At 74.1% G+C, this 18454-nt stretch carries 21 protein-coding genes; 11 read left to right on the forward strand and 10 right to left on the reverse strand.

Going from position 1 to position 18454, the window contains the following annotated elements:
- Positions 1–4: 4 nt before the first annotated feature.
- The 3 genes from VFG42_RS06355 to VFG42_RS06365 are packed head-to-tail and all read right to left on the reverse strand — an operon-like array spanning position 5 to position 2033.
- Positions 5–322, reverse strand: coding sequence for an AzlD domain-containing protein (locus VFG42_RS06355; protein WP_324906427.1), 318 nt, complete (start codon positions 320–322; stop codon positions 5–7).
- On the reverse strand, positions 319–999 hold the full coding sequence (locus VFG42_RS06360) for an AzlC family ABC transporter permease (RefSeq protein ID WP_324906496.1): 681 nt from the start codon (positions 997–999) through the stop codon (positions 319–321). Before VFG42_RS06360 ends, VFG42_RS06355 begins: the two co-directional genes overlap by 4 nt.
- Complete coding sequence (locus VFG42_RS06365) at positions 996–2033, reverse strand: LLM class flavin-dependent oxidoreductase (RefSeq protein ID WP_324906429.1); 1038 nt, start codon at positions 2031–2033, stop codon at positions 996–998. The genes VFG42_RS06360 and VFG42_RS06365 overlap by 4 nt, the downstream gene beginning before the upstream one ends.
- Before the next feature lie 24 nt (positions 2034–2057).
- On the opposite strand from VFG42_RS06365, the gene VFG42_RS06370 reads away from it, so the two are divergent.
- From VFG42_RS06370 to VFG42_RS06405, 8 genes are read left to right on the forward strand one after another with little or no spacing between them, the layout of a single operon-like run.
- Entirely contained in the window at positions 2058–3035 is a 978-nt protein-coding gene (locus tag VFG42_RS06370) for a DMT family transporter (RefSeq protein ID WP_324906430.1), read from the forward strand.
- Positions 3032–3919, forward strand: coding sequence for an ABC transporter substrate-binding protein (locus tag VFG42_RS06375; RefSeq protein ID WP_324906432.1), 888 nt, complete (start codon positions 3032–3034; stop codon positions 3917–3919). The genes VFG42_RS06370 and VFG42_RS06375 overlap by 4 nt, the downstream gene beginning before the upstream one ends.
- Positions 3880–4767 carry an amino acid ABC transporter permease gene (locus VFG42_RS06380; RefSeq protein WP_324906434.1) on the forward strand — a complete coding sequence of 296 codons (888 nt, stop codon included), beginning with the start codon at positions 3880–3882 and terminating at the stop codon, positions 4765–4767. The genes VFG42_RS06375 and VFG42_RS06380 overlap by 40 nt, the downstream gene beginning before the upstream one ends.
- Entirely contained in the window at positions 4764–5522 is a 759-nt protein-coding gene (locus VFG42_RS06385) for an amino acid ABC transporter ATP-binding protein (RefSeq protein WP_324906436.1), read from the forward strand. The genes VFG42_RS06380 and VFG42_RS06385 overlap by 4 nt, the downstream gene beginning before the upstream one ends.
- A gap of 53 nt (positions 5523–5575) precedes the next feature.
- Positions 5576–6325 (forward strand): acyl-[acyl-carrier-protein] thioesterase, encoded by a 750-nt coding sequence (locus tag VFG42_RS06390; protein WP_324906438.1) that lies wholly within the window; start codon positions 5576–5578, stop codon positions 6323–6325.
- A gap of 49 nt (positions 6326–6374) precedes the next feature.
- Positions 6375–7049, forward strand: coding sequence for an MBL fold metallo-hydrolase (locus VFG42_RS06395; RefSeq protein ID WP_324906440.1), 675 nt, complete (start codon positions 6375–6377; stop codon positions 7047–7049).
- A gap of 4 nt (positions 7050–7053) precedes the next feature.
- Entirely contained in the window at positions 7054–7617 is a 564-nt protein-coding gene (locus VFG42_RS06400) for a TetR/AcrR family transcriptional regulator (protein ID WP_324906443.1), read from the forward strand.
- A gap of 52 nt (positions 7618–7669) precedes the next feature.
- Complete coding sequence (locus tag VFG42_RS06405; RefSeq protein ID WP_324906445.1) at positions 7670–9049, forward strand: GGDEF domain-containing protein; 1380 nt, start codon at positions 7670–7672, stop codon at positions 9047–9049.
- 4 nt (positions 9050–9053) lie between these two features.
- On the opposite strand, the gene VFG42_RS06410 is transcribed toward VFG42_RS06405, so the two are convergent.
- The gene (locus tag VFG42_RS06410; protein WP_324906447.1) at positions 9054–9506 is read right to left on the reverse strand and encodes a DUF488 domain-containing protein; all 453 of its coding nucleotides are present in this window, start codon (positions 9504–9506) and stop codon (positions 9054–9056) included.
- A gap of 44 nt (positions 9507–9550) precedes the next feature.
- Between VFG42_RS06410 and VFG42_RS06415 the strand changes: the two genes are divergently transcribed.
- The gene (locus VFG42_RS06415) at positions 9551–11068 is read left to right on the forward strand and encodes a wax ester/triacylglycerol synthase family O-acyltransferase (protein WP_324906449.1); all 1518 of its coding nucleotides are present in this window, start codon (positions 9551–9553) and stop codon (positions 11066–11068) included.
- Here VFG42_RS06415 and VFG42_RS06420 read toward each other — a convergent pair.
- Together VFG42_RS06420 and VFG42_RS06425 are read right to left on the reverse strand one after the other, a co-directional pair.
- Complete coding sequence (locus tag VFG42_RS06420) at positions 11028–12521, reverse strand: long-chain fatty acid--CoA ligase (RefSeq protein ID WP_324906451.1); 1494 nt, start codon at positions 12519–12521, stop codon at positions 11028–11030. The two genes, VFG42_RS06415 and VFG42_RS06420, sit on opposite strands and share 41 nt — an antisense overlap.
- Entirely contained in the window at positions 12521–13327 is an 807-nt protein-coding gene (locus VFG42_RS06425; RefSeq protein WP_324906453.1) for a fused MFS/spermidine synthase, read from the reverse strand. Before VFG42_RS06425 ends, VFG42_RS06420 begins: the two co-directional genes overlap by 1 nt.
- Positions 13328–13395: 68 nt before the next feature.
- Here VFG42_RS06425 and VFG42_RS06430 point away from each other — a divergent pair, with 68 nt between their 5' ends.
- Complete coding sequence (locus VFG42_RS06430; RefSeq protein WP_324906455.1) at positions 13396–15354, forward strand: acyl-CoA dehydrogenase; 1959 nt, start codon at positions 13396–13398, stop codon at positions 15352–15354.
- On the opposite strand, the gene VFG42_RS06435 is transcribed toward VFG42_RS06430, so the two are convergent.
- The 3 genes from VFG42_RS06435 to VFG42_RS06445 form a co-directional block, all read right to left on the reverse strand.
- A complete protein-coding gene (locus VFG42_RS06435) occupies positions 15351–15740 on the reverse strand; it encodes a hypothetical protein (protein WP_324906457.1) in 390 nt (129 codons plus the stop codon). The two genes, VFG42_RS06430 and VFG42_RS06435, sit on opposite strands and share 4 nt — an antisense overlap.
- 104 nt (positions 15741–15844) lie before the next feature.
- Positions 15845–16837 (reverse strand): YbhN family protein, encoded by a 993-nt coding sequence (locus VFG42_RS06440; RefSeq protein ID WP_324906459.1) that lies wholly within the window; start codon positions 16835–16837, stop codon positions 15845–15847.
- Between the two features lie 32 nt (positions 16838–16869).
- Positions 16870–17214: a hypothetical protein gene (locus VFG42_RS06445; protein WP_324906461.1), complete on the reverse strand. Its 345-nt coding sequence runs from the start codon at positions 17212–17214 to the stop codon at positions 16870–16872.
- 62 nt (positions 17215–17276) lie between these two features.
- Between VFG42_RS06445 and VFG42_RS06450 the strand changes: the two genes are divergently transcribed.
- The gene (locus VFG42_RS06450) at positions 17277–17915 is read left to right on the forward strand and encodes a hypothetical protein (RefSeq protein ID WP_324906462.1); all 639 of its coding nucleotides are present in this window, start codon (positions 17277–17279) and stop codon (positions 17913–17915) included.
- On the opposite strand, the gene VFG42_RS06455 is transcribed toward VFG42_RS06450, so the two are convergent.
- A complete protein-coding gene (locus tag VFG42_RS06455; RefSeq protein WP_324906464.1) occupies positions 17846–18409 on the reverse strand; it encodes a GNAT family N-acetyltransferase in 564 nt (187 codons plus the stop codon). The genes VFG42_RS06450 and VFG42_RS06455 overlap by 70 nt on opposite strands.
- Positions 18410–18454 lie beyond the last annotated feature (45 nt).

Below are 18454 nucleotides of genomic sequence, written 5' to 3' on the forward strand. Positions count from 1 at the left end.
GACACTAGAAGGCCAGCCGCAGCAGCGCGGTGACCGCCGCGGCGGCGATCACCACCCAGACCACGGAGACCTTGCGCCACAGCAGCAGGCCGGCGAACGCGACGCCGACCAGCCGTGCGTCGACGTCGAGGTCGCCGTCGGAGATCACGGTCTCGGTGACGACCAGCGCCGACAGCAGCGCCGCGGGCAACAGCGACAGCACGCGAACGGTCCGCGGCCCGAACACTCGCGTGCCGACGGTGAACGGCCCGAACGCCCGGATCGCGAACGTCGTGACGGTCAGCACCGCGACGGTGACCCAGGCCTTCTCGGCGGTGCTCACCGGCGCGCTCCGATCGCGCCGACGAACGCCACCGCCGACGCCGCGAGGATCCCGACGCCCGCGGGCGCCAGCAGCCCGAGGGCCACGGCCACGATCGCGCCGCCCGCGGCGACCGCGCCCGCCTCGGCGGTGCTCAACTCCCCCAACAACAGCGCCAGGAAGAACGCCGGGAAGATCGCGTCGACGCCGAGCGCCTCGGGGTCGGGCAGCGCGCCGCCCGCCACGACGCCGACGATCGTCCCGGCCAGCCACGTGACGTACTGCGGCGCGCTGGAGCCGAAGAGCGTGTGCCGGTCGAAGCGCCCGTCGCCGCGGTTGGCCAGCGCCCACGACGCGTCGACGACCGCCTGGCCCTCCAGCGCGCGCCGCAGCCGGCCGCCCTTCAGCGACGGCCCGAGCGCCACGCCCATCGCGATGTAGCGCGCGTTCATCAGCGCCGCGGCGACGACCGCCGCGACCACGCTGCCGCCCTGGCCGAGGATCGCCACCGCCGCGAACTGCGCCGAGCCCGCGTACACGAACGCCGACATGGCGATCGCCGCCAGGCCCGGGACGCCCGCCGCCCGCGCGCTGATCCCGAAGGAGATGGCCAGCACGAAGCCCGCCGCGGCGAACGGGATCGCGTCCCGGGCCGCCCGGCGGGCCGTGGGGGAGGAGCGCGGGGACGAGGCGTTCAGGCGGCCAAGCCTGCCACGCCGTCCGGCGGCGTGGCAGGCAGGTCGAACGCCTCGGCCAGCAGCTCGTAGGAGCGCCGCCGCGCCGCGTGGTCGTGGGTGATCGTCACGACGATCACCTCCTCGGCGCCGTAGTCGTCGGCGAGCTGCTCGACCTGGGCGCGGACCTTGTCGACGTGGCCGACGATCGTGCGGCGCCCGGGCGGGGGCTCGCCGACGGCCTCGCCCTCGGACTCCAGGAACCGCAGGGCCTTGTCGACCGGCGGCACCGCGATCAGCCGCCCGCGGCGCAGCATCTTGAAGGCCATGCGCGACGACGCCGCCAGCCGCCACGCCTCGGCCTCGTCGTCGGCGGCCAGGACCCACGCGGCGACCGCGGTCACCGGGAAGCGGTGGCGCTCGCTCGGCTGGAAGCGCGCCCGGTAGTCGGCGGCGATCGACGCGTTGGCCGGGGAGATGAAGTCCGCGAACGCGTAGGGGAGGCCGAGCTGGCCCGCCCAGATCGCACTCTGCGGCGAGGACCCCAACAACCACGGCTCCGGCGTCTCCGGCCGCCCGGGCAGCTCGGCGAGCCGCGCGAAGCGATGGCCGGCCGGAAACGACCCGCTCAGGTACGCGAGCAGCTCCACCAACTGGTCGGGGAAGTCGTCGGGCGCGGCGTCGCGCCGGTCGCGCTGCAGCGCGTACTGCGTCAGCGGATCGGTCCCGCTCGCGCGCCCCAGCCCGAGGTCGATGCGCTCCGGGAACAGCCCGGCCAGGACGCTGAAGCTCTCGGCGACCTTCAGCGGCGAGTAGTGCGGGAGCATGACGCCGCCGCTGCCGACCCGGATGCGCTCGGTCGCCGCGGCGATCGGGCCGATCAGCACCTCGGGCGACGGCCCGGCGAGCATCGGCCCGCCGTGGTGCTCGGCGACCCAGTAGCGGTGGTAGCCGAGCCGGTCGGCCAGCCGCGCGAGGTCGAGCGTCTCGCGCAGCGCCTGCGCGCCCGTGCCGCCCTCGCGCACCGGGGACTGGTCGAGGACGCTCAGACGGACCATGGTCCGACGGTAGCGTGCTGGGTCATGAGCGCCCGCGCCTGGACCGCCTTCGCCGCCGTGGCGACCCTCTGGGGCATCCCGTACCTGTTCGTCAAGGTCGCGGTCGACGGCGGCGTCCCGCCGTTCTTCCTGTCGTGGGCGCGGATCGTGATCGCCGCGGTCATCCTGCTCTGGCTCAGCCACCGCGCCGGCGTCCTCAAGCAGGCGCTGACGCGCGAGGCGCTCCCGTGGCTGCTGCTCTACGCGATCGCCGAGATGTGCGGCCCGTTCCCGCTGATCGCCGCCGGCGAGCGCCACGTCGACTCCAGCCTCGCCGCGATCCTCGTCGCCGCCGTCCCGATGATCGTCGCGCTGCTGGCGCTGCGCTTCGACCCGACCGAGCGCGTCTCGGGCCGCCGCGCGGTCGGCCTGGCGATCGGCTTCGCGGGCGTGATCGCGCTCGTCGGCCTCGACGTCTCGGGCTCGCGCGACGCGCTCTTCGGCGCGCTGGCGATCCTGCTGGCCACCGTCGGCTACGCGATCGGGCCGATGGTCATCAACCTGCGCCTGCGGACGCTGGACCCGCGCGGGCTGATGGCCGTCGCGCTGAGCATCGCGGCGGTGATCCTGACCCCGCCCGCGCTGCTGAACCCGCCGTCGAGCACGCCCGCCGGCGACGCGCTGGCCTCGATCGTCGTGCTCGGCCTGTTCTGCACCGCCGCCGCGTTCGTGCTCTTCGGCGCGCTGATCGCCGAGGTCGGCCCCGGTCGCGCGACCGTCATCACCTACATCTCGCCGATCGTGGCCGTCGCGCTGGGCGTCGCGGCGCTCGGCGAGCGGCCCGGCACGGGCGCCGTCGCGGGCCTGCTGCTGATCCTCGCGGGCTCGTGGCTGTCGACCGACGGGCGGCTGCCGCCCCGTCTGGAGCGCGCCCTGAACCGTCCGCGCGGTACAGTCAAGACCGCGATTCCCGATCGGCAAACGGACTTTGCCGGCGCACCATCCCCCGGAGCACGCCCATGAAGCCTCATCGCCCGCTGCTGGCGACGGTCCTGATCCCCGCGGCCTTCTTCGTCGCCGCCTGCGGGAGCAGCGACAACGACAACAAGTCCTCGGCCTCCACGCAGGCCGCCGCGACCACGACGGCCACGGCCGACACGAGCTGCGACAAGGCCAACCTGTCGCTCGTGAAGTCCGGCCAGCTGACGGTCGGCACCGACAAGCCCGCCTACCCGCCGTACTTCGAGGACGACAACCCGTCCAACGGCAAGGGCTTCGAGTCCGCCGTGGCCTACGCGATCGCGGGCCGGCTCGGCTTCGCCAAGGACGAGGTCAAGTGGACGGTCGTGCCGTTCAACTCCTCCTACGCGCCCGGCCCGAAGAAGTTCGACTTCGACGTCAACCAGATCTCGATCACGCCCGCGCGCCAGAAGCGCGTCGACTTCTCCGAGCCGTACTACACGGCGCCGCAGGCGGTCGTCGCGCTGAAGAAGTCCGGCGCCGCGAACGCCAAGTCGCTGGCCGACCTCAAGGACGCCAAGATCGGCGTGCAGATCGGCACGACGTCGCTGGACGCCGTCAACGACACGATCAAGCCGTCGTCGCAGCCGAAGGTCTTCAACGACTCCAACGACGTCGTCCGCGCGCTCAAGAACGGCGCCGTCGACGTCGTCGTCGTGGACCTCCCGACCGCGTTCTACCTCACGGCCGCGCAGGTCGAGGACGCCAAGATCGTCGGCCAGTTCAAGGCCCCGGGCGGCGACCAGTGGGGCGCACTGCTCCAGAAGGACTCCAAGCTGACCTCGTGCGTCAGCGACGCGGTCAACAAGCTCGCCGCCGACGGCACGCTGAAGAAGATCGAGGACCAGTGGATGGGCGCCGCCGCCGGCGCTCCGGAGCTGTCCTGAGCGCCACGACGCTCACCCGTCAGGAGGAGCGCGCCGCCGCCAAGCGGCGGCGCGCCCGCCGCGGCGCCCTGATCGCCGCGGCCTCGACGATCGCCTTCTTCGGGATCGTCATCGCGCTGGTCGTGACCGCGCCGGGCTGGGACGAGGTCAAGACCACGTTCCTGGACTGGCACGACTTCAAGAAGGCGCTGCCGGACCTGCTCAAGGGCTTCTGGCTCGACATCAAGCTGTTCGTGATCGTCGAGTGCTGCGTGCTGGTCCTGGCGCTCGTGCTGGCGCTGATCCGCTCGACGCGGACGCCCGCGCTGTTCCCGCTGCGGCTGGTCTCGACCGTCTTCACCGACGTCATGCGCGGCCTGCCGGTCGTGTTGTTGGTGTACACGATCGGCTTCGGCGTCCCGGCGCTGTCGCTGCACGGGCTGCCGACCGACCCGCTCGTGCTCGGCGGCATCGCGCTGGCGCTGGCCTACTCGGGCTACGTCGCCGAGGTCTTCCGCTCGGGCATCTCGTCGGTGCACCCGTCGCAGATGGCGGGCGCGCTGGCGCTCGGGCTGACGCGCGCGCAGGCGATGCGCCACGTGATCCTGCCGCAGGCGATCCGGCGCGTGATCCCGCCGCTGCTCAACGACTTCATCGCCTTGCAGAAGGACGTGGCCCTGGTCTCGTTCCTGGGGCCGATCGAGGCGTTCCGCGTCGCGCAGATCGAGGCCTCGTCGAACTTCATCTTCACGCCGATCGTCGGCGCCGGCCTGCTGTACCTGTGCGTGACGATCCCGATGACGCGCTGGGTCGACCACCTGCAGAACAAGGAGCGCCGCGTACGCGGGGTCGCCGAGGTGTCGGCGTGAGCGAGGCGCGGGTGCCCGTCCTCGAGGTCTCCGGCGTCACCAAGGCCTACGGCGACCGCCAGGTCCTGCGCGGCATCGACCTGGCGGTGGCCGAGCACGAGGCCATCGCCCTGATCGGCGCCTCGGGCTCGGGCAAGTCCACGCTGCTGCGCTGCATCGACCTGCTGGAGGAGATCGACGACGGCGACGTCTTCCTCGACGGCGAGGTCATCACCGACCCGAGCGTCTCGCCGCCGGGCGTGCGCAAGCGCCTGGGCATGGTCTTCCAGGCCTTCAACCTGTTCCCGCACATGTCGGTGCTCGACAACGTCGTGCTGGCGCCGACGCGCGCGCACGGCGCCGCGAAGGCCGAGGCCGCCGACCGGGCCCGCGAGCTGCTGGCCCGCTTCGGCCTGGAGGGCCGCGAGCACGACTACCCGGACCGGCTCAGCGGCGGCCAGCAGCAGCGCGTGGCGATCGTGCGCGCGCTCGCGACCCGCCCGCGGGCGCTGCTGCTGGACGAGATCACCAGCGCGCTGGATCCCGAGCTGGTCGGCGAGGTGCTGTCGCTGGTCTCCGACCTGAAGGACGGCGGCATGACGATGCTGATCGCCACCCACGAGATGGGCTTCGCGCGCGAGGTCGCCGACGAGGTCTGCTTCCTGCACGCGGGCGAGATCGTCGAGCGCGGGTCGGCCGACAAGATGTTCGGCGAGCCCGAGCACCCCGAGACGCAGCGCTTCCTGCGCCGCCTGCTCGACGCCGGTCGCCTGTAGGAACCCCACCGGGCCCGCGGGCCGGCACAGGCCAGCCGCTAAGTTGACGCCGTGTGAGCGCCGAGTTCGACGAGATCGTCCCGCACCCCGGCCGCGGCCGGGCCTTCGAGCAGGACGTGATCGCGGGCCTGGCCGACGCGGCGCCCGGCGGACGGGTGCGCCTGGACGCGCTCGCGCGCTGGCTGCAGGACGCGGCGCTCAACGACGTCGTCGACGCCGGCGTGGGGGACGTGGCGCTGTGGGTCGTGCGGCGCGCGCGGATCCGGGTGGACCGCTTCCCGCGCTTCGGCGAGCGGGCGACGGTGCGCACGTGGTCCAGCGCCACGGGGCGGATGTGGGCGCAGCGGCGCACGAGCGTCACGACGCCCGGCGGCGCGTCGGTCGACGCCGTCGCGCTGTGGGTCCACCTCGACCCGCGGACCGCGCGCCCGATGCCGATCACCGAGCGCGAGCTGGAGGTCTACGGGCCGTCGGCCGCGGGCCGCGAGGTCAAGGCCCGCCTGCGCCATCCGGCGCCGCCCGCCGACGCGCCGTGGCTGCCGTGGGTCTTCCGGCCGACCGAGCTGGACGTCGCCGACCACGTCAACAACGCCGCCTACTGGTCGCCGCTGGAGGCCGAGCTGCTGACCGAGGCGGCCGCCACGGGGGAGGAGCCCGAGGCGCTCGACGTCGAGATCGAGCACAAGACCCCGGCCCAGCCCGGCGAGCACGCGATCGTCGCCGACGGCCCGCGCCGCTGGATCCTGGACGACGAGGGCGAGGTGCGCGCGTCGTTCCTGCTCGACGGACCGCCTGACGCCTGACCGTCGGGCGCGCTTGACACGCGAAACTAAGATGCTTAGTCTGAGGGCTATGACCTCTCAGATCCATCGCGTCTGCCGGCTCGGCCTCGTCAACGCCTACCTCGTCGTCGAGGACGACGGCATCACGGTCGTCGACACCACCATCAAGGGCGGCGGCAAGGCCATCATGAAGGCCGCCCACGAGCTCGGGCAGCCGATCGTCCGCATCGCGCTGACCCACGCGCACGGCGACCACGTCGGCGGCGTCGACGAGCTGGTCGCCTCGCTGCCCGGCGTCGCGGTGCTCATCTCCGAGCGCGACGCGCCGCTGCTGACCAAGTCCGACATGTCGCTGCGCCCCGGCGAGCCTCAGGACAAGCTCCGCGGCGGCTACCCGGGCATCAAGACCGCCCCGACCGCGACGTTCGAGCCCGGCGAGCGGATCGGCTCGCTCGAGGTGATCGCCGCGCCCGGCCACACGCCCGGCCACGTCGCGTTCCTCGACACCCGCGACCGCACGCTGCTGTGCGGCGACGCCTACTCGACGCTCGGCGGCGTCGCGACGTCGGCCAAGGTCAACCCGCGCTTCCCGCTGGTGGGGGTGGCGACCTGGAGCCGCGCGACCGAGCTGGAGTCCGCCAAGGCGCTGCGCGCGCTGGAGCCCTCCCGGCTGGCGCCCGGCCACGGCAAGATCGTCGACGACCCCGTCGCGGCGATGGACGCGGCGATCGCGAAGGCGAGCTGAGGCGGTGCCGCGCGCGGGCCTCGGCCAGGCGATGGTCGTCGGGGCGGCCGCCGACCTGGCCGACAGCGAGGGCCTGGACGCGGTGACGCTCAGCCGCGTCGCCGCGGCCCTGGGCGTCAAGTCACCGTCCTTGTACAACCACGTCGAGGGCCGCGACGGCCTGATCCGCGGCATCGCGCTGCTCGGCCTCGCGGAGCTGGGCGCGAGCCTGCGCGACGCGGCCGTCGGCCGGTCCGGCGACGACGCGCTGCTGGCCGCCACGCAGGCCTACCGCGAGTACGTCAAGAAGCACCCCGGCCGCTACGCCGCCGGCGCGGTCTCCGCGCCCGCCGCCGACGACGCCGAGCGCCAGGAGGCCGCGGCCGCCGTCGTCGCCACGTTCGTGTCGGTCCTCCGCGCCTGGGAGCTGACCGACGACGACACGATCCACGCCGTCCGCGGCATCCGCTCCGCGGTCCACGGCTTCGCCTCGCTGGAGACGTCCGGCGGCTTCGGGCTCCAGCAGGACGTCGACGAGTCGTTCGGCCGCCTGATCGGCGCGCTGGCGGCGGGCCTCCGACCGGGCTAGACGCGCGGCCATCGCGCCTCAAGGAGCGCCGTCCGCGGCCGACCGCAGGGACGTGCCCCGTGTCGCCATCGTGCTGCTGGGGCTGTGCGCGCTGTCAGCCGTGACGTACGTCGGCCGGTCGCTCGGCGGACACGGCCCCGGCTTGGTCTACCTGTTCGCCGAAGCCGCGCCCGCCGCGCTGTGCCTCGTCGGCGCCGTCCGCCGGCCGCGCGAGCGGCTGGCGTGGGTGCTCATCGGCCTGTCGTCGGTGGGCCTCGCCGTCGGCGACGCCTACTGGCACTTCGTCTACGAGGGCGTCGCCGACCCGCCGTCGCCCAACCCGAGCGACATCGTCTTCTTCTTCGCCTTCGCCTGCGGCCTGGCCGGCGTCCTGCGGCTGATCCGCGACCGTCTGGCCCCGCTGCGCGCGCCGCTGGTGCTGGACGGCGTGATGGGCGGGATCACGCTCGCGGCGGTCGTGACGCTGGTCTTCTTCGGCTCGGCGCTGTCCGGCGACAGCGGCTCGGCGACCGGCGTCGCCTACATCGCGATGGACCTCCTCATGCTCGGCGTGCTGGGCGTCGTCCTGGCGACCGGCGGCTGGCGGCTGACGCGGGACTGGATCCTGCTGCTGGTCTGGGCGCTCGGCCACGTCGGGACCGACGTCTGGTTCACCTTCGCGCACGCGACCGGCGGCTACGTCCCGACGTGGGAGCTGGTCGGCAACCCCATCGCCTTGATCGCCGCCGCGGCCGGCGCGTGGCTGGCGCCCGCGCGCCGCGCGCGGGTGACCGACACGACGATGTTGATCGTGATGCCCGGCGTCCTGGCGCTGATCGACCTCGGGATCCTGCTGTGGGCCGCGCTGGCCGAGGCCCCGGACCTCGCCGCGGCGCTCGCCGCCGCCGCGCTGCTGGTCGCCGCCGTGCGGTCCGGGCTGACGCTCGCCGAGCACCACCGCCTGCTGCGCGCCAGCCGCCACGACGCGCTCACCGACGCCCTCACCGGCCTGGCCAACCGCCGCCGGATGGTCGACGACCTCGACGTCGCCGCCGCGGAGGCGGCCGAGGGCGTTCCCGCGACGCTGCTCTTCTTCGACCTCGACGGCTTCAAGGCCTACAACGACCGCGCCGGCCACGCCGCCGGCGACGCGCTGCTGGCGCGCCTCGGGACCCGGCTGGCGGCCGCGGTCGGCGACGCCGGCGTCGCCTATCGCCTCGGCGGCGACGAGTTCTGCGTGCTGCTGCGCACGTCCGCGGCCGCCGTGCCGGAGCTGCGCGAGCGCGCCCGCGCCGCGCTGAGCGAGGAGGCGATCGGCCCCTCGGTCGGCGCCGTATCGCTCCCCGACGAGACCACCGACCCCGAGGCCGCGCTGCGCCTGGCCGACGCGCGCATGTACGCGTCCAAGCGCGAGCGCCGCGCGGGGACCGGGGCCGACCGCCTCGCCGCCTGACGGCTCAGAGGTCGACGACCCGCAGCCCCGGCACCCGCGCGCGCAGGTGCTCGGCGACCGTGCGCCGATGGCAGATCGCCGGGTCGGCCTCCAGGCACATCAGCGCGGTCGGCGGCGCGCCGGAGCGCAGCTCCCGCGCCAGCGCGTCGAGGGCGGCGGAGCCCTCCTCGTGCTCGATGTGCTCCCCGAAGAGCGCGGCGCCCTCGGCCGAGCGCCGGTTCTTGTAGTACCAGCGGATGTCCGGCGGCGTGCCGAGCGCGCGGCGGTGCTCGTAGGCGATGCCGTGCTCGCCCAGCAGCTCGCCCAGACGTGTCTTCGACATGCCCGCGCGGCGCGACTGCGGCCGGTAGCGGACGTCGATCAGCCGCCGCACGCCGGCGTGCTCCAGCTCGGCGACCAGCGCGCCGGGCAGGAGCTTCTCGTAGCCGATCGTCCAGAGGGTGGGAGAAGACGTCACGACAGGAAGGCTAGGCCCCGCGCGAGTTGGGAACGCTGGGGAACATGAAGCAGCTGACGAGCCTGGACGCCCAGTTCCTCGCCGTGGAGTCCAGCCGCACCTACGGCCACGTCGGGTCGCTGTGCGTCTATGACCCCAGCACGGCGCCCGGCGGGACGCTGACCGTGAAGGACCTCTGCCGGATGGTGGGCGAGCGCCTGCACCTGCTGCCGCCGTTTCGCTGGAAGCTCGTCAACGTGCCGTTCGGCCTCGACCTGCCCTACTGGGTCGAGGACCCCGACTTCGACCTGGACTTCCACATCCGCGAGTCGGCGATCCCGCCGCCCGGCGACGACCGCAAGCTCGCCGAGACCGTCTCGCGGATCTTCGCCCGGCCGCTGGACCGCACTCGCCCGCTGTGGGAGCTGTACCTCATCCACGGCCTGCCGGACGGGCGGGTCGCGCTGCTGACCAAGGTCCACCACGCGGTCGTCGACGGCGTCAGCGGCAACGAGATCCTGACCGTCCTGCTCGACCCCTCGCCCGAGGGCAAGGAGATCCCGCCCGACGAGCACGCCGGCCGCCACGGCGAGCGCGTCCCGTCGGATCTGGAGATGCTCGCCCGCGGCGCCGCGGGCGTCCCGCGCCAGCCGCTGCGCGCGCTCCGGACGCTGCCGAGCACGCTGCCCGCGCTGACCGAGGTCCCGGGCGCCAACGCGTTCCCGGTCGTGCCCGCGCTGAGCAAGGGCCTGTCGCGGCTGCGCGGCCTGGCGGGGGCGCCGACCTCGCCCGAGATCCTGGAGATCACGTCCGCCCGCGCGCCCAAGACCTCGTTCAACGGCCGGATCTCGCCGCACCGCCGCTTCGCCTTCGGCTCGCTCAGCCTCGACGCCGTCAAGGCCATCAAGAACGAGCTGGGCATCACGGTCAACGACGTCGTCGTCACGCTCTGCGCGTCGGCCGTGCGCCGGTGGCTCATCGACCGCGACGAGCTGCCGCGCACGCCGCTGGTCGCGATGGTCCCGGTCAGCGTCCGCGCGCCGCACGAGGCCGGGACGTTCGGCAACCGCATCTCGGCGCTGATCGTCCCGATCCCGACCGACGTCGCCCACCCGCGCGACCGCCTCGTCCGCGCGCACGAGCTGCTGCGCGGCGCCAAGGCCAACCACGCCGCGCTGCCCGCGTCGCTGCTGACCGACGCCACGGCGTTCATCCCGCCGGCGGTCGCCGCGCTGGCCGCGCGCACGACGATCGACCTGCTCGGCCGCACGCGCCCGCCGCTGAACCTCGTGATCTCCAACGTCCCCGGCCCGCGCGAGTCGCTGTTCTGCGCGGGCGCGCGGCTGGAGAAGCTGTTCCCGGTCAGCGTCGTGGTCGACGGCGTCGGCCTGAACATGACCGTGATGTCCTACCGCGACCACCTCGACTTCGGGATCGTCACCGACCAGGGCCAGATCCCCGACGCGTGGCCGTTCATCGACCACCTCCACACGGCGCTGGAGGAGCTTCAGACCGTCCTGCACCGTGGCGGGCGCACGGGCGTCAGGCAGCGCCCGAGAAGCGGTCGCGCAGCTCCCGCTTGAGCACCTTGCGCGACGGCCCCAGCGGCAGCTCGTCGACGATCCGCACGATCCGCGGGCGCTTGTGGCGGGCGACGCGCTCGCCCGCCCACGCCAGGATCTCGTCCTCGGTGACGGCGCCTGCGCCCTCGCGCAGGACCACGACCGCGAGCACCTCCTCGCCGTGGGTCTCGTGCGGCACGCCGACGACCGCGGCCTGGTCGACGGCCGGGTGGCGGACCAGGACCTCCTCGACCTCGCGCGGGTAGACGTTGTAGCCGCCGCGCAGGATGAGGTCCTTCTTGCGGTCGACGATCCGGATGAAGCCGCGCTCGTCCTTGGTGCCGAGGTCGCCGGACCGGAACCAGCCGTCGACGATCGCGGCGGCCGTCGCGTCCTCGCGGCCGTGGTAGCCGGCGAAGACGTTGTGGCCGCGGATGACGATCTCGCCGACCTCGCCGACGGGCTTCAGGACGATGGCGTCGTCGACCTCGGGGTCGGCGATCTCGACCTCCACGCCCCAGATCGGATGGCCGATCGAGCCGGGCTCGACGCCGTACTCGAGCTGGTTGACGGTCGCGGTGGGGGAGGTCTCGGACAGCCCGTAGCCCTCCTGGACGGTCACCGAGAAGTGATCGTCGAACTCCTCCAGGACGCGCACCGGCAGCGGCGCCCCGCCGGACACGCACAGGCGCAGCCTCGGCAGCGGCCCGCCGTCGTTCTCCTTGGCCGCCGCCAGCAACGCCATGTACATGGTCGGCACGCCCAGGAACGCGGTGACGCCGTGCTCGACCATCAGGCGCAGCGCCTCCGCGGGCTCGAAGCGCGGCTGGAGGATCAGCGTGCCGCCGACCAGGAACGTCCCGTTCAGCGCGACCGTCTGGCCGAAGGTGTGAAACAGCGGCAGGCAGCCGAACATGACGTCGTCGGGCGTCAGCCGGTTGGCCGTGAAGGCGTTGGTGAACGCGTTCAGCACCAGGTTGAGCTGCGTCAGCACCGCGCCCTTGGGCCGGCCGGTCGTCCCGGAGGTGTAGAACACGACGGCCGGGTCCAGCGGCTCGCGCGCCTCGCGGTGGGGCTCGGGCGCGTCGGCGAAGGCGGCGCCGAACGGCAGCGCGCGCACGTCGGCGCCCTCCACGATCCCCGCGAGGTCGTCGGCGACCAGCGCGACCTTCGCGCCGGAGTCCTCGACGAGGAACGCCACCTCGTCGGCGACGAGCATCGGCGCGACCGGCACGACCACCGCGCCGCGCGCGAGGATGCCGTAGTAGGCGGTGACGAAGTCGATGGTGTTGAGGCCCAGCAGCGCGACGCGGTCGCCGGGCTGGACGCCCGCCTCGCGCAGCGCGCCCGCGCGCCGCAGCGCGGCGTCCCACAGCTCCGCGTAGGTCGCCCGGCGGTCGCCCTCGACGACCGCGACCTTGTCCGGCCGCCGCAGCGCCGACTCCTCCAACACCGACACGAGCGAGAGATGCATCAGGGCCCATCCTGCCACGGCGGGACGCCACGGCAGAGCAGTTGCACGTCGTGCGGCCCCGCCAGCTGGGCCGGCGACCGCCCGTCGGCCGCGCCGCGCACCCGCAGGCGCTCCAGCGGCAGCGGCCCGTGGCCGGCGACCAGCACCACGTTGCCCTGGCGGCGCCCGCGCAGCACCGGCCCGGCGGCGACGGCGGCGACCGTCGCGAACGTCTCGCGCAGCCCGGCGGCGATCGCGCGGACGTCGTCCAGCGGCGGGCTGTCGACCACGTTGATGGCCAACGCGCCGCCGGGCGCGACCGCCCGCGCGTAGTCGGCCAGCGCCTCGCGCGTCGCCAGGTGCCGCGGCACGCGCGCGCCGACGAACGCGTCGATCAGCAGCGCGTCGATCGAGCCGTCGTCGCGGCCGGCCACCCACGCGCGCCCGTCGGCGACCCGGACCTTCAGCCCGGGCGCGCGCCGCAGCCCGAAGTGCTCGCGCGCCATCGCCACGACGCCCTCGTCGACCTCGACGACGTCCTGGCGGCGCACGTTGCCGCGATCGGTCGCGTGCAGCGACCGCGCCAGCGCGCAGGCCGCGCCGCCGACGTGGACGATCCGCCGCGCGCGCAGCGCCTCGACGACGTCGCGCATCCGCCGCAGGTAGTCGAACTCCAGATGGCGCGGGTCGGCGAGGTCGACGTAGGAGGCGTCCATGTCGCCCTGGCGCAGCAGCCGCCCGGTCGGCCGGTCGGCGTCGCGCTGGACCAGCAGCTCGCCGTCCTGGGCGAGGATCTCGGGTCCGGATCGGCGGCGGCGCGAAGGCATGACGTCCCCGCAACGTATTCGCTCCCCGTTGCACATGGTTCCGGTGCGGACAGGGAAGGCCCTGCCCCATGGCCGCGACCACCCCGGACGTCCCACCGGCAGCGCCGCCCGCCGACGTCGCGCAGCTGCGTGCGCTGCTGGACGGCGAGCACGCCGAGATCCGCAACCTGTGCCGCGCCTGGCTGAGCCTGCCGGAGAACGCGCCGCGGCCCGACCTGCCGCTGGAGGAGCACCGCGAGCAGGTGCTGAGGTGGGCGCGCGAGCTGGCCGACGCGGGGGAGACCGCGCGCGGGTTCCCGGAGGAGTTCGGCGGCCGCGGCCAGGTCGGCGGCGCGGTCGCGGGCTTCGAGACGCTGGCCTTCGGCGACCTCAGCCTGCTCGTCAAGTGCGGCGTGCAGTTCGGCCTCTTCGGCGGCGCGGTGCTGCACCTCGGCACGCGCCGCCATCACGAGGCCTACCTGAAGGACATCACCTCGCTGCGGCTGCCGGGCTGCTTCGCGATGACCGAGGCCGGCCACGGGTCCAACGTCCAGGCCCTGGAGACGACCGCGACCTACGACGACGCCACCGGCGAGTTCGTCGTGCACACCCCGCACGACGGCGCGCGCAAGGACTACATCGGCAACGCCGCCCGCGACGGCCGGATGGCCGCGGTCTTCGCGCAGCTCGTCGTCGGGGGCGAGTCGCGCGGCGTGCACGCGCTGCTGGTGCCCGTGCGCGACGCGGACGGCACCGTCCTGCCCGGCGTCCGGATCGAGGACTGCGGCGCCAAGCTCGGCCTCGACGGCGTCGACAACGGCCGGATCTGGTTCGACCGGGTGCGGGTCCCGCGCGACCATCTGCTCGACCGCTACGCCTCGGTCGACGCCGGTGGCACCTACACCTCGCCGATCGAGTCCTCCACCAAGCGGTTCTCCACCATGTTGGGGACGCTGATCCAGGGGCGCGTGTCAGTGTGCGGCGCGTCGATCGGCGCCACGAAGGTCGCGCTGGCGATCGCGATCCGCCACGGCGAGTCGCGCCGCCAGTTCGGCCCTCCGGACGGGGAGGAGGTCGTGTTGATGGACTACCGCACCCATCAGCGCCGCCTGCTGATCCCGCTGGCCAAGACCTACGCCCTGCACTTCGCGCAGGAGGAGCTGGTCGCGCGGCTGCACCGCGTCTTCACCGCCGACGCGGACCTGGAGCGGGAGCGCCGCGAGCTGGAGACGCTGGCCGCCGGGCTGAAGGCGATCGCGACCTGGCACGCGACCGCGACGATCCAGGAGTGCCGCGAGGCCTGCGGCGGCATGGGCTACCTCAAGGGCCACCGCTTCGCCGCGCTGAAGGCCGACACCGACGTCTTCACGACGTTCGAGGGCGACAACACCGTGTTGCTCCAGCTCGCGGCCAAGAACCTCCTGACGGACTTCCGCGACCAGCTCGGCGAGCTGGACCCGCTGGGCACCGCGTCGTTCTACGCCAAGCAGGGCTACGAGGTCGTCGCCGAGCGCTCCGCGATGCGCGAGGTGCTCACGCGCCTGGCCGACGACTTCCTGCCCGGCCGCGACGACCAGCAGGACCTCGGGACGCGCGACGTCCAGCTGGAGCTGCTGCGCTGGCGGGCCGACCACGTCAAGGCGGGCGTCGCCCGGCGGCTGAAGGGCGGCATCGACGCCGGCCGCGACCCGCTCGCGGTCCTGATCGACGTCCAGGACCACCTGATCGCGGCGGCGCGCGCCTACGTCGAGTGCGTCGTGCTGGAGCAGTGCGCGGCCGCCGTCGGGCGCTGCGCCGATCCCGGGTCGCGGTGGCTGCTGGACCGGGTCTGCGACCTCTACGCCCTGAGCGCGATCGAGGCCGACCGCGGCTGGTTCCAGGAGCACGGGCGGCTCAGCTCGACGCGCTCCAAGGCGGTCATCAAGGCCGTCAACCAGCTCTGCGCCGAGTTGCGGCCCCACGCCCAGTCGCTGGTCGAGGCCTTCGGCGTGCCGGAGACGGCACTGGGCGACGCCGAGCCGGTGGCGGCCGCTAGACCACGACACTAGACCGCGATGAGCGAGCGGCGGCGGGCCTCGTCCTCGAGCTGGTCGCGCAGGGCGACGAACTCCATCGTCGGCAGCTCGTGGAAGGCGACGAGGGGCTCCTCGAAGCCGTCGACGACCTCGTCGACGACCTCGCCGAAGCGCACGACCAGGCCGACCGCCGCCAGGCAGATCGCCAGCGAGGCGACGTTGCCCAGCGCCAGCGGCGTGGCGTGGTAGCCCACGAAGTTCACGTAGGCCATGAGCGTGTTGACGGTGGCGCCGAGCATCCAGCCGAGCGCCGACTGACCCGCGGCGGAGCGCACGCGAAGCATGGCGTACAACTGCGGCAGGGAGGCGGCGAGGCCGATGACGATGGCGGCGGAGGAGAAGACGGGGAGCAGCGACATGATGGTGTTCGTTGGGGAGTTCGGACACCGTAGGAGGTCGCTTGAGGGCGTTGACGGTGATCTCGGTCACACGAGCCCGCGGCGGTCCCCCGGGCGGGTGATCCTCACGTCGTCGGGGAGACCGTGAGGCGCCTGCGATGCACGATCCAGGCCACCAACCCGGCCGGGAGCATGAGCCAGTAGCTGACCAAGCGGTAGGCCAACACGGCCACCGCCGCGTCGCCGCCGCTCACGCCGGCGAGCGCCAGCGTGGCGGTCAGCCCGGCCTCGACGACGCCCAGCCCGCCGGGCGTGAGCGGGATCTGGGCGAGCAGCTGGGCGGTGACGTAGGCCAGCAGGACGAGCGAGTAGCGCGGGCTCGCGCCGACGGCCTGGATCGCGAACTCGAGCGCGAGCAGGTCGAAGAGCCAGCGGCCGACCGCCGCCGCGCACGCCCACACGACGCGGTCGCCGAGCCGCTCGAAGACCTCGTTGCGCTGGGTGACCAGCCGCCCGGGGAACTCCGGCGACAGCGTGCGCTCGCCGGGCAGGCGGCGCGACACGCGCACGGCGAAGCGCCCGACGCCGCGCAGCGTCTTCTCGCTGCGCGCGACCCCGAGCCCGATCCCGAGCATCGCGAAGAACACGACGAGCGCGAGGATCGCCGTCTCCAGGAGCGTCGACGGCACGGTCAGCCCGAAGATCACCGCCGGGAGCGCCAGCACCGGCAGCACGCACAGCGCGGCGATCTGCAGGACGGTCGCGGCGGCCAGGCCGGTGGCGATCGCCGCGCGCGGCACGTCGGCCGCGTTGAGCATGTTGTACTGCGTGGCCGCCGCGGTGGCCGCGCCGCCGGGGATGACGCGTCCCAGCGCGCCGCCGGCCAGCTGCGACGTCGCGACCGCGGTCATGTCGCGCGTGCCGATCGACAGCGCCTGGAGCTCCCACAAGAACCAGCTCGACAGCACCTCGGTGAGCACCATCCCGGCCAGCCACCACGGCTTGAGGTTGGCGACCTTCGGCCACGCGCCCAGGACCTCGCCGATCGCGGGGGCGACGCCGTAGAGGACCAGGGCCGTCAGGCCGAGGAGCGCCGCGCGCCGGACGAGGGACGGCATCTTGTGCCGGAGCGTACCCGGGACGGCGGGCGTCAGACGGCCATCGCCGGCTGCCAGCCGGCGGCGCCGGGCAGGCGCGGGACCAGGACGCACTCGAACGCGCCGCAGTCCAGCAGGACCTCGGCGCCGAAGGCCAGGCCGCTGGTCTGCCAGGTCCGCTCGGGGCGCAGCGGGTGCAGGCCGAGCTGCGCGTGTCCGCGCCGGGACGCCGCCGTGCAGAGGGCGCGCTCGGCGTGATCCTGGGTCAGCCGCCAGCCGGCGGCGATCATCTGGGCGCCGTGCCACAGCTCCCAACGCCAGCGGCGTAGGCCGGCCCGGCTGGGCGGCAGCGAATGCAGCGCGTAGGCGAACCGAGGGCCGTCGACCGAGAGCGGCACGCCTCCAAGCTAGCGCGCCCGCGGCCGATACAGGACATATGGGGACCAATTCGCGGACCTGGATGGTGCCGCTCGGCATCGCGGCGCTGCTGGTGGCGGCGCTCGTGCTGCGCGCGCACCCGGCCTCGCGCGCGGGGGCCAAGCAGCAGGGCCGCGTGGTCGGACGGATCAGCGACGCCGAGCGCGCCGCGACGTTCACCTTCCCGCCCGGGATCGCCGAGCCTGACCGGCAGGCGATCCTGCGGGCGGTCGCCGACGCGCGCCCCGAGGCCCAGCGGCTGATCGCCGCCGTCGACGGGCTCGTCGACCTCCGGGTCGCGGGCACCCAGGCGGGCGTGGTCGGCGTGACGCAGCCCGCCGGCTCGCGCTTTGTCGTGACGCTCAACCTCGGGCTGGCGATGCGCATCCACGGGCAACGCGGGATCGACCGGCTCGTGCTGCACGAGCTGGGCCACGTGGTCGACTTCGCGCTGGTGCCCCCGGCGATGGACGCCCGGCTGGACGCGGAGATCCCGCGCGGCTACGGCTGCGAGGAAGGCCAGACCGGCGCCTGCGCCAACCCGCTGGAGCGCTTCGCCGAGACGTTCGCCAAGTGGGCGACGCGCGACATCGGCTTCGGCGTCGACCTCGGCTACAAGGTGCCGCCGCCGGACGACCTGGAGTCCTGGGGCGCCCCGTTGGACTCGCTGCTGAAGACGTAGAGCGTCAGCGTGCCGCGGCGGCCGGGCCGCAGCTCGGCGTCCTCCTCGACGCGCTCCAGCGCGTAGCCGCAGCGCTCGGCGACCGTGCGCGACCCCGTGTTGTCGGCGGCGATCATCAGCACCAGCCGGGCCAGCCCCTGCTCCAGCGCCCACGCGGTGAGCTGCCGGACGGCGGCGGTGGCCACGCCGCGCCCGCGGGCGCCCGGCGCGACGAGGCAGCCCAGCTCGGCCTCGCCCGTGGCGCGGTCGACGTCGACGGCCAGCGCGACGCCGAGCAGCTCGCCGTCGTCGCCCACGCCGTCGAGGATCGCGAACGCCTCCTTGGTGCCGTCGGCGCGGCCCGCGTCGTAGCGGGCCAGCCAGACGCGCGGGAAGTCCGGCTCGGGCGGATCGGGGAAGCGCGTGTAGCGCAGGACGTCCGGGTCGGCCGTCATCGGCGCGAACGCCTCCAGGTGGGCGGCGCTGAACGGGACGAGGCGGACGGCGGGCGGCATGGCCCCGATCCTAGGATGCCGTGCCGCCCGCGCCGCTCGTCGCCT

Source organism: Baekduia sp., from assembly GCF_035685985.1.
Classification (GTDB): Bacteria; Actinomycetota; Thermoleophilia; order Solirubrobacterales; family Solirubrobacteraceae; genus Baekduia.

Excerpts from the sequence above, each read along its gene's own strand:
- VFG42_RS06450 (WP_324906462.1), top strand. The coding sequence starts at position 17,277 with ATGGTGCCGCTCGGCATCGCGGCGCTGCTGGTGGCGGCGCTCGTGCTG.
- VFG42_RS06435 (WP_324906457.1), bottom strand. The coding sequence starts at position 15,740 with ATGTCGCTGCTCCCCGTCTTCTCCTCCGCCGCCATCGTCATCGGCCTC.
- VFG42_RS06430 (WP_324906455.1), top strand. The coding sequence starts at position 13,396 with ATGGCCGCGACCACCCCGGACGTCCCACCGGCAGCGCCGCCCGCCGAC.
- VFG42_RS06455 (WP_324906464.1), bottom strand. The coding sequence starts at position 18,409 with ATGCCGCCCGCCGTCCGCCTCGTCCCGTTCAGCGCCGCCCACCTGGAG.
- VFG42_RS06365 (WP_324906429.1), bottom strand. The coding sequence starts at position 2,033 with ATGGTCCGTCTGAGCGTCCTCGACCAGTCCCCGGTGCGCGAGGGCGGC.
- VFG42_RS06440 (WP_324906459.1), bottom strand. The coding sequence starts at position 16,837 with ATGCCGTCCCTCGTCCGGCGCGCGGCGCTCCTCGGCCTGACGGCCCTG.
- VFG42_RS06375 (WP_324906432.1), top strand. The coding sequence starts at position 3,032 with ATGAAGCCTCATCGCCCGCTGCTGGCGACGGTCCTGATCCCCGCGGCC.
- VFG42_RS06395 (WP_324906440.1), top strand. The coding sequence starts at position 6,375 with ATGACCTCTCAGATCCATCGCGTCTGCCGGCTCGGCCTCGTCAACGCC.
- VFG42_RS06425 (WP_324906453.1), bottom strand. The coding sequence starts at position 13,327 with ATGCCTTCGCGCCGCCGCCGATCCGGACCCGAGATCCTCGCCCAGGAC.
- VFG42_RS06420 (WP_324906451.1), bottom strand. The coding sequence starts at position 12,521 with ATGCATCTCTCGCTCGTGTCGGTGTTGGAGGAGTCGGCGCTGCGGCGG.
- VFG42_RS06415 (WP_324906449.1), top strand. The coding sequence starts at position 9,551 with ATGAAGCAGCTGACGAGCCTGGACGCCCAGTTCCTCGCCGTGGAGTCC.
- VFG42_RS06370 (WP_324906430.1), top strand. The coding sequence starts at position 2,058 with ATGAGCGCCCGCGCCTGGACCGCCTTCGCCGCCGTGGCGACCCTCTGG.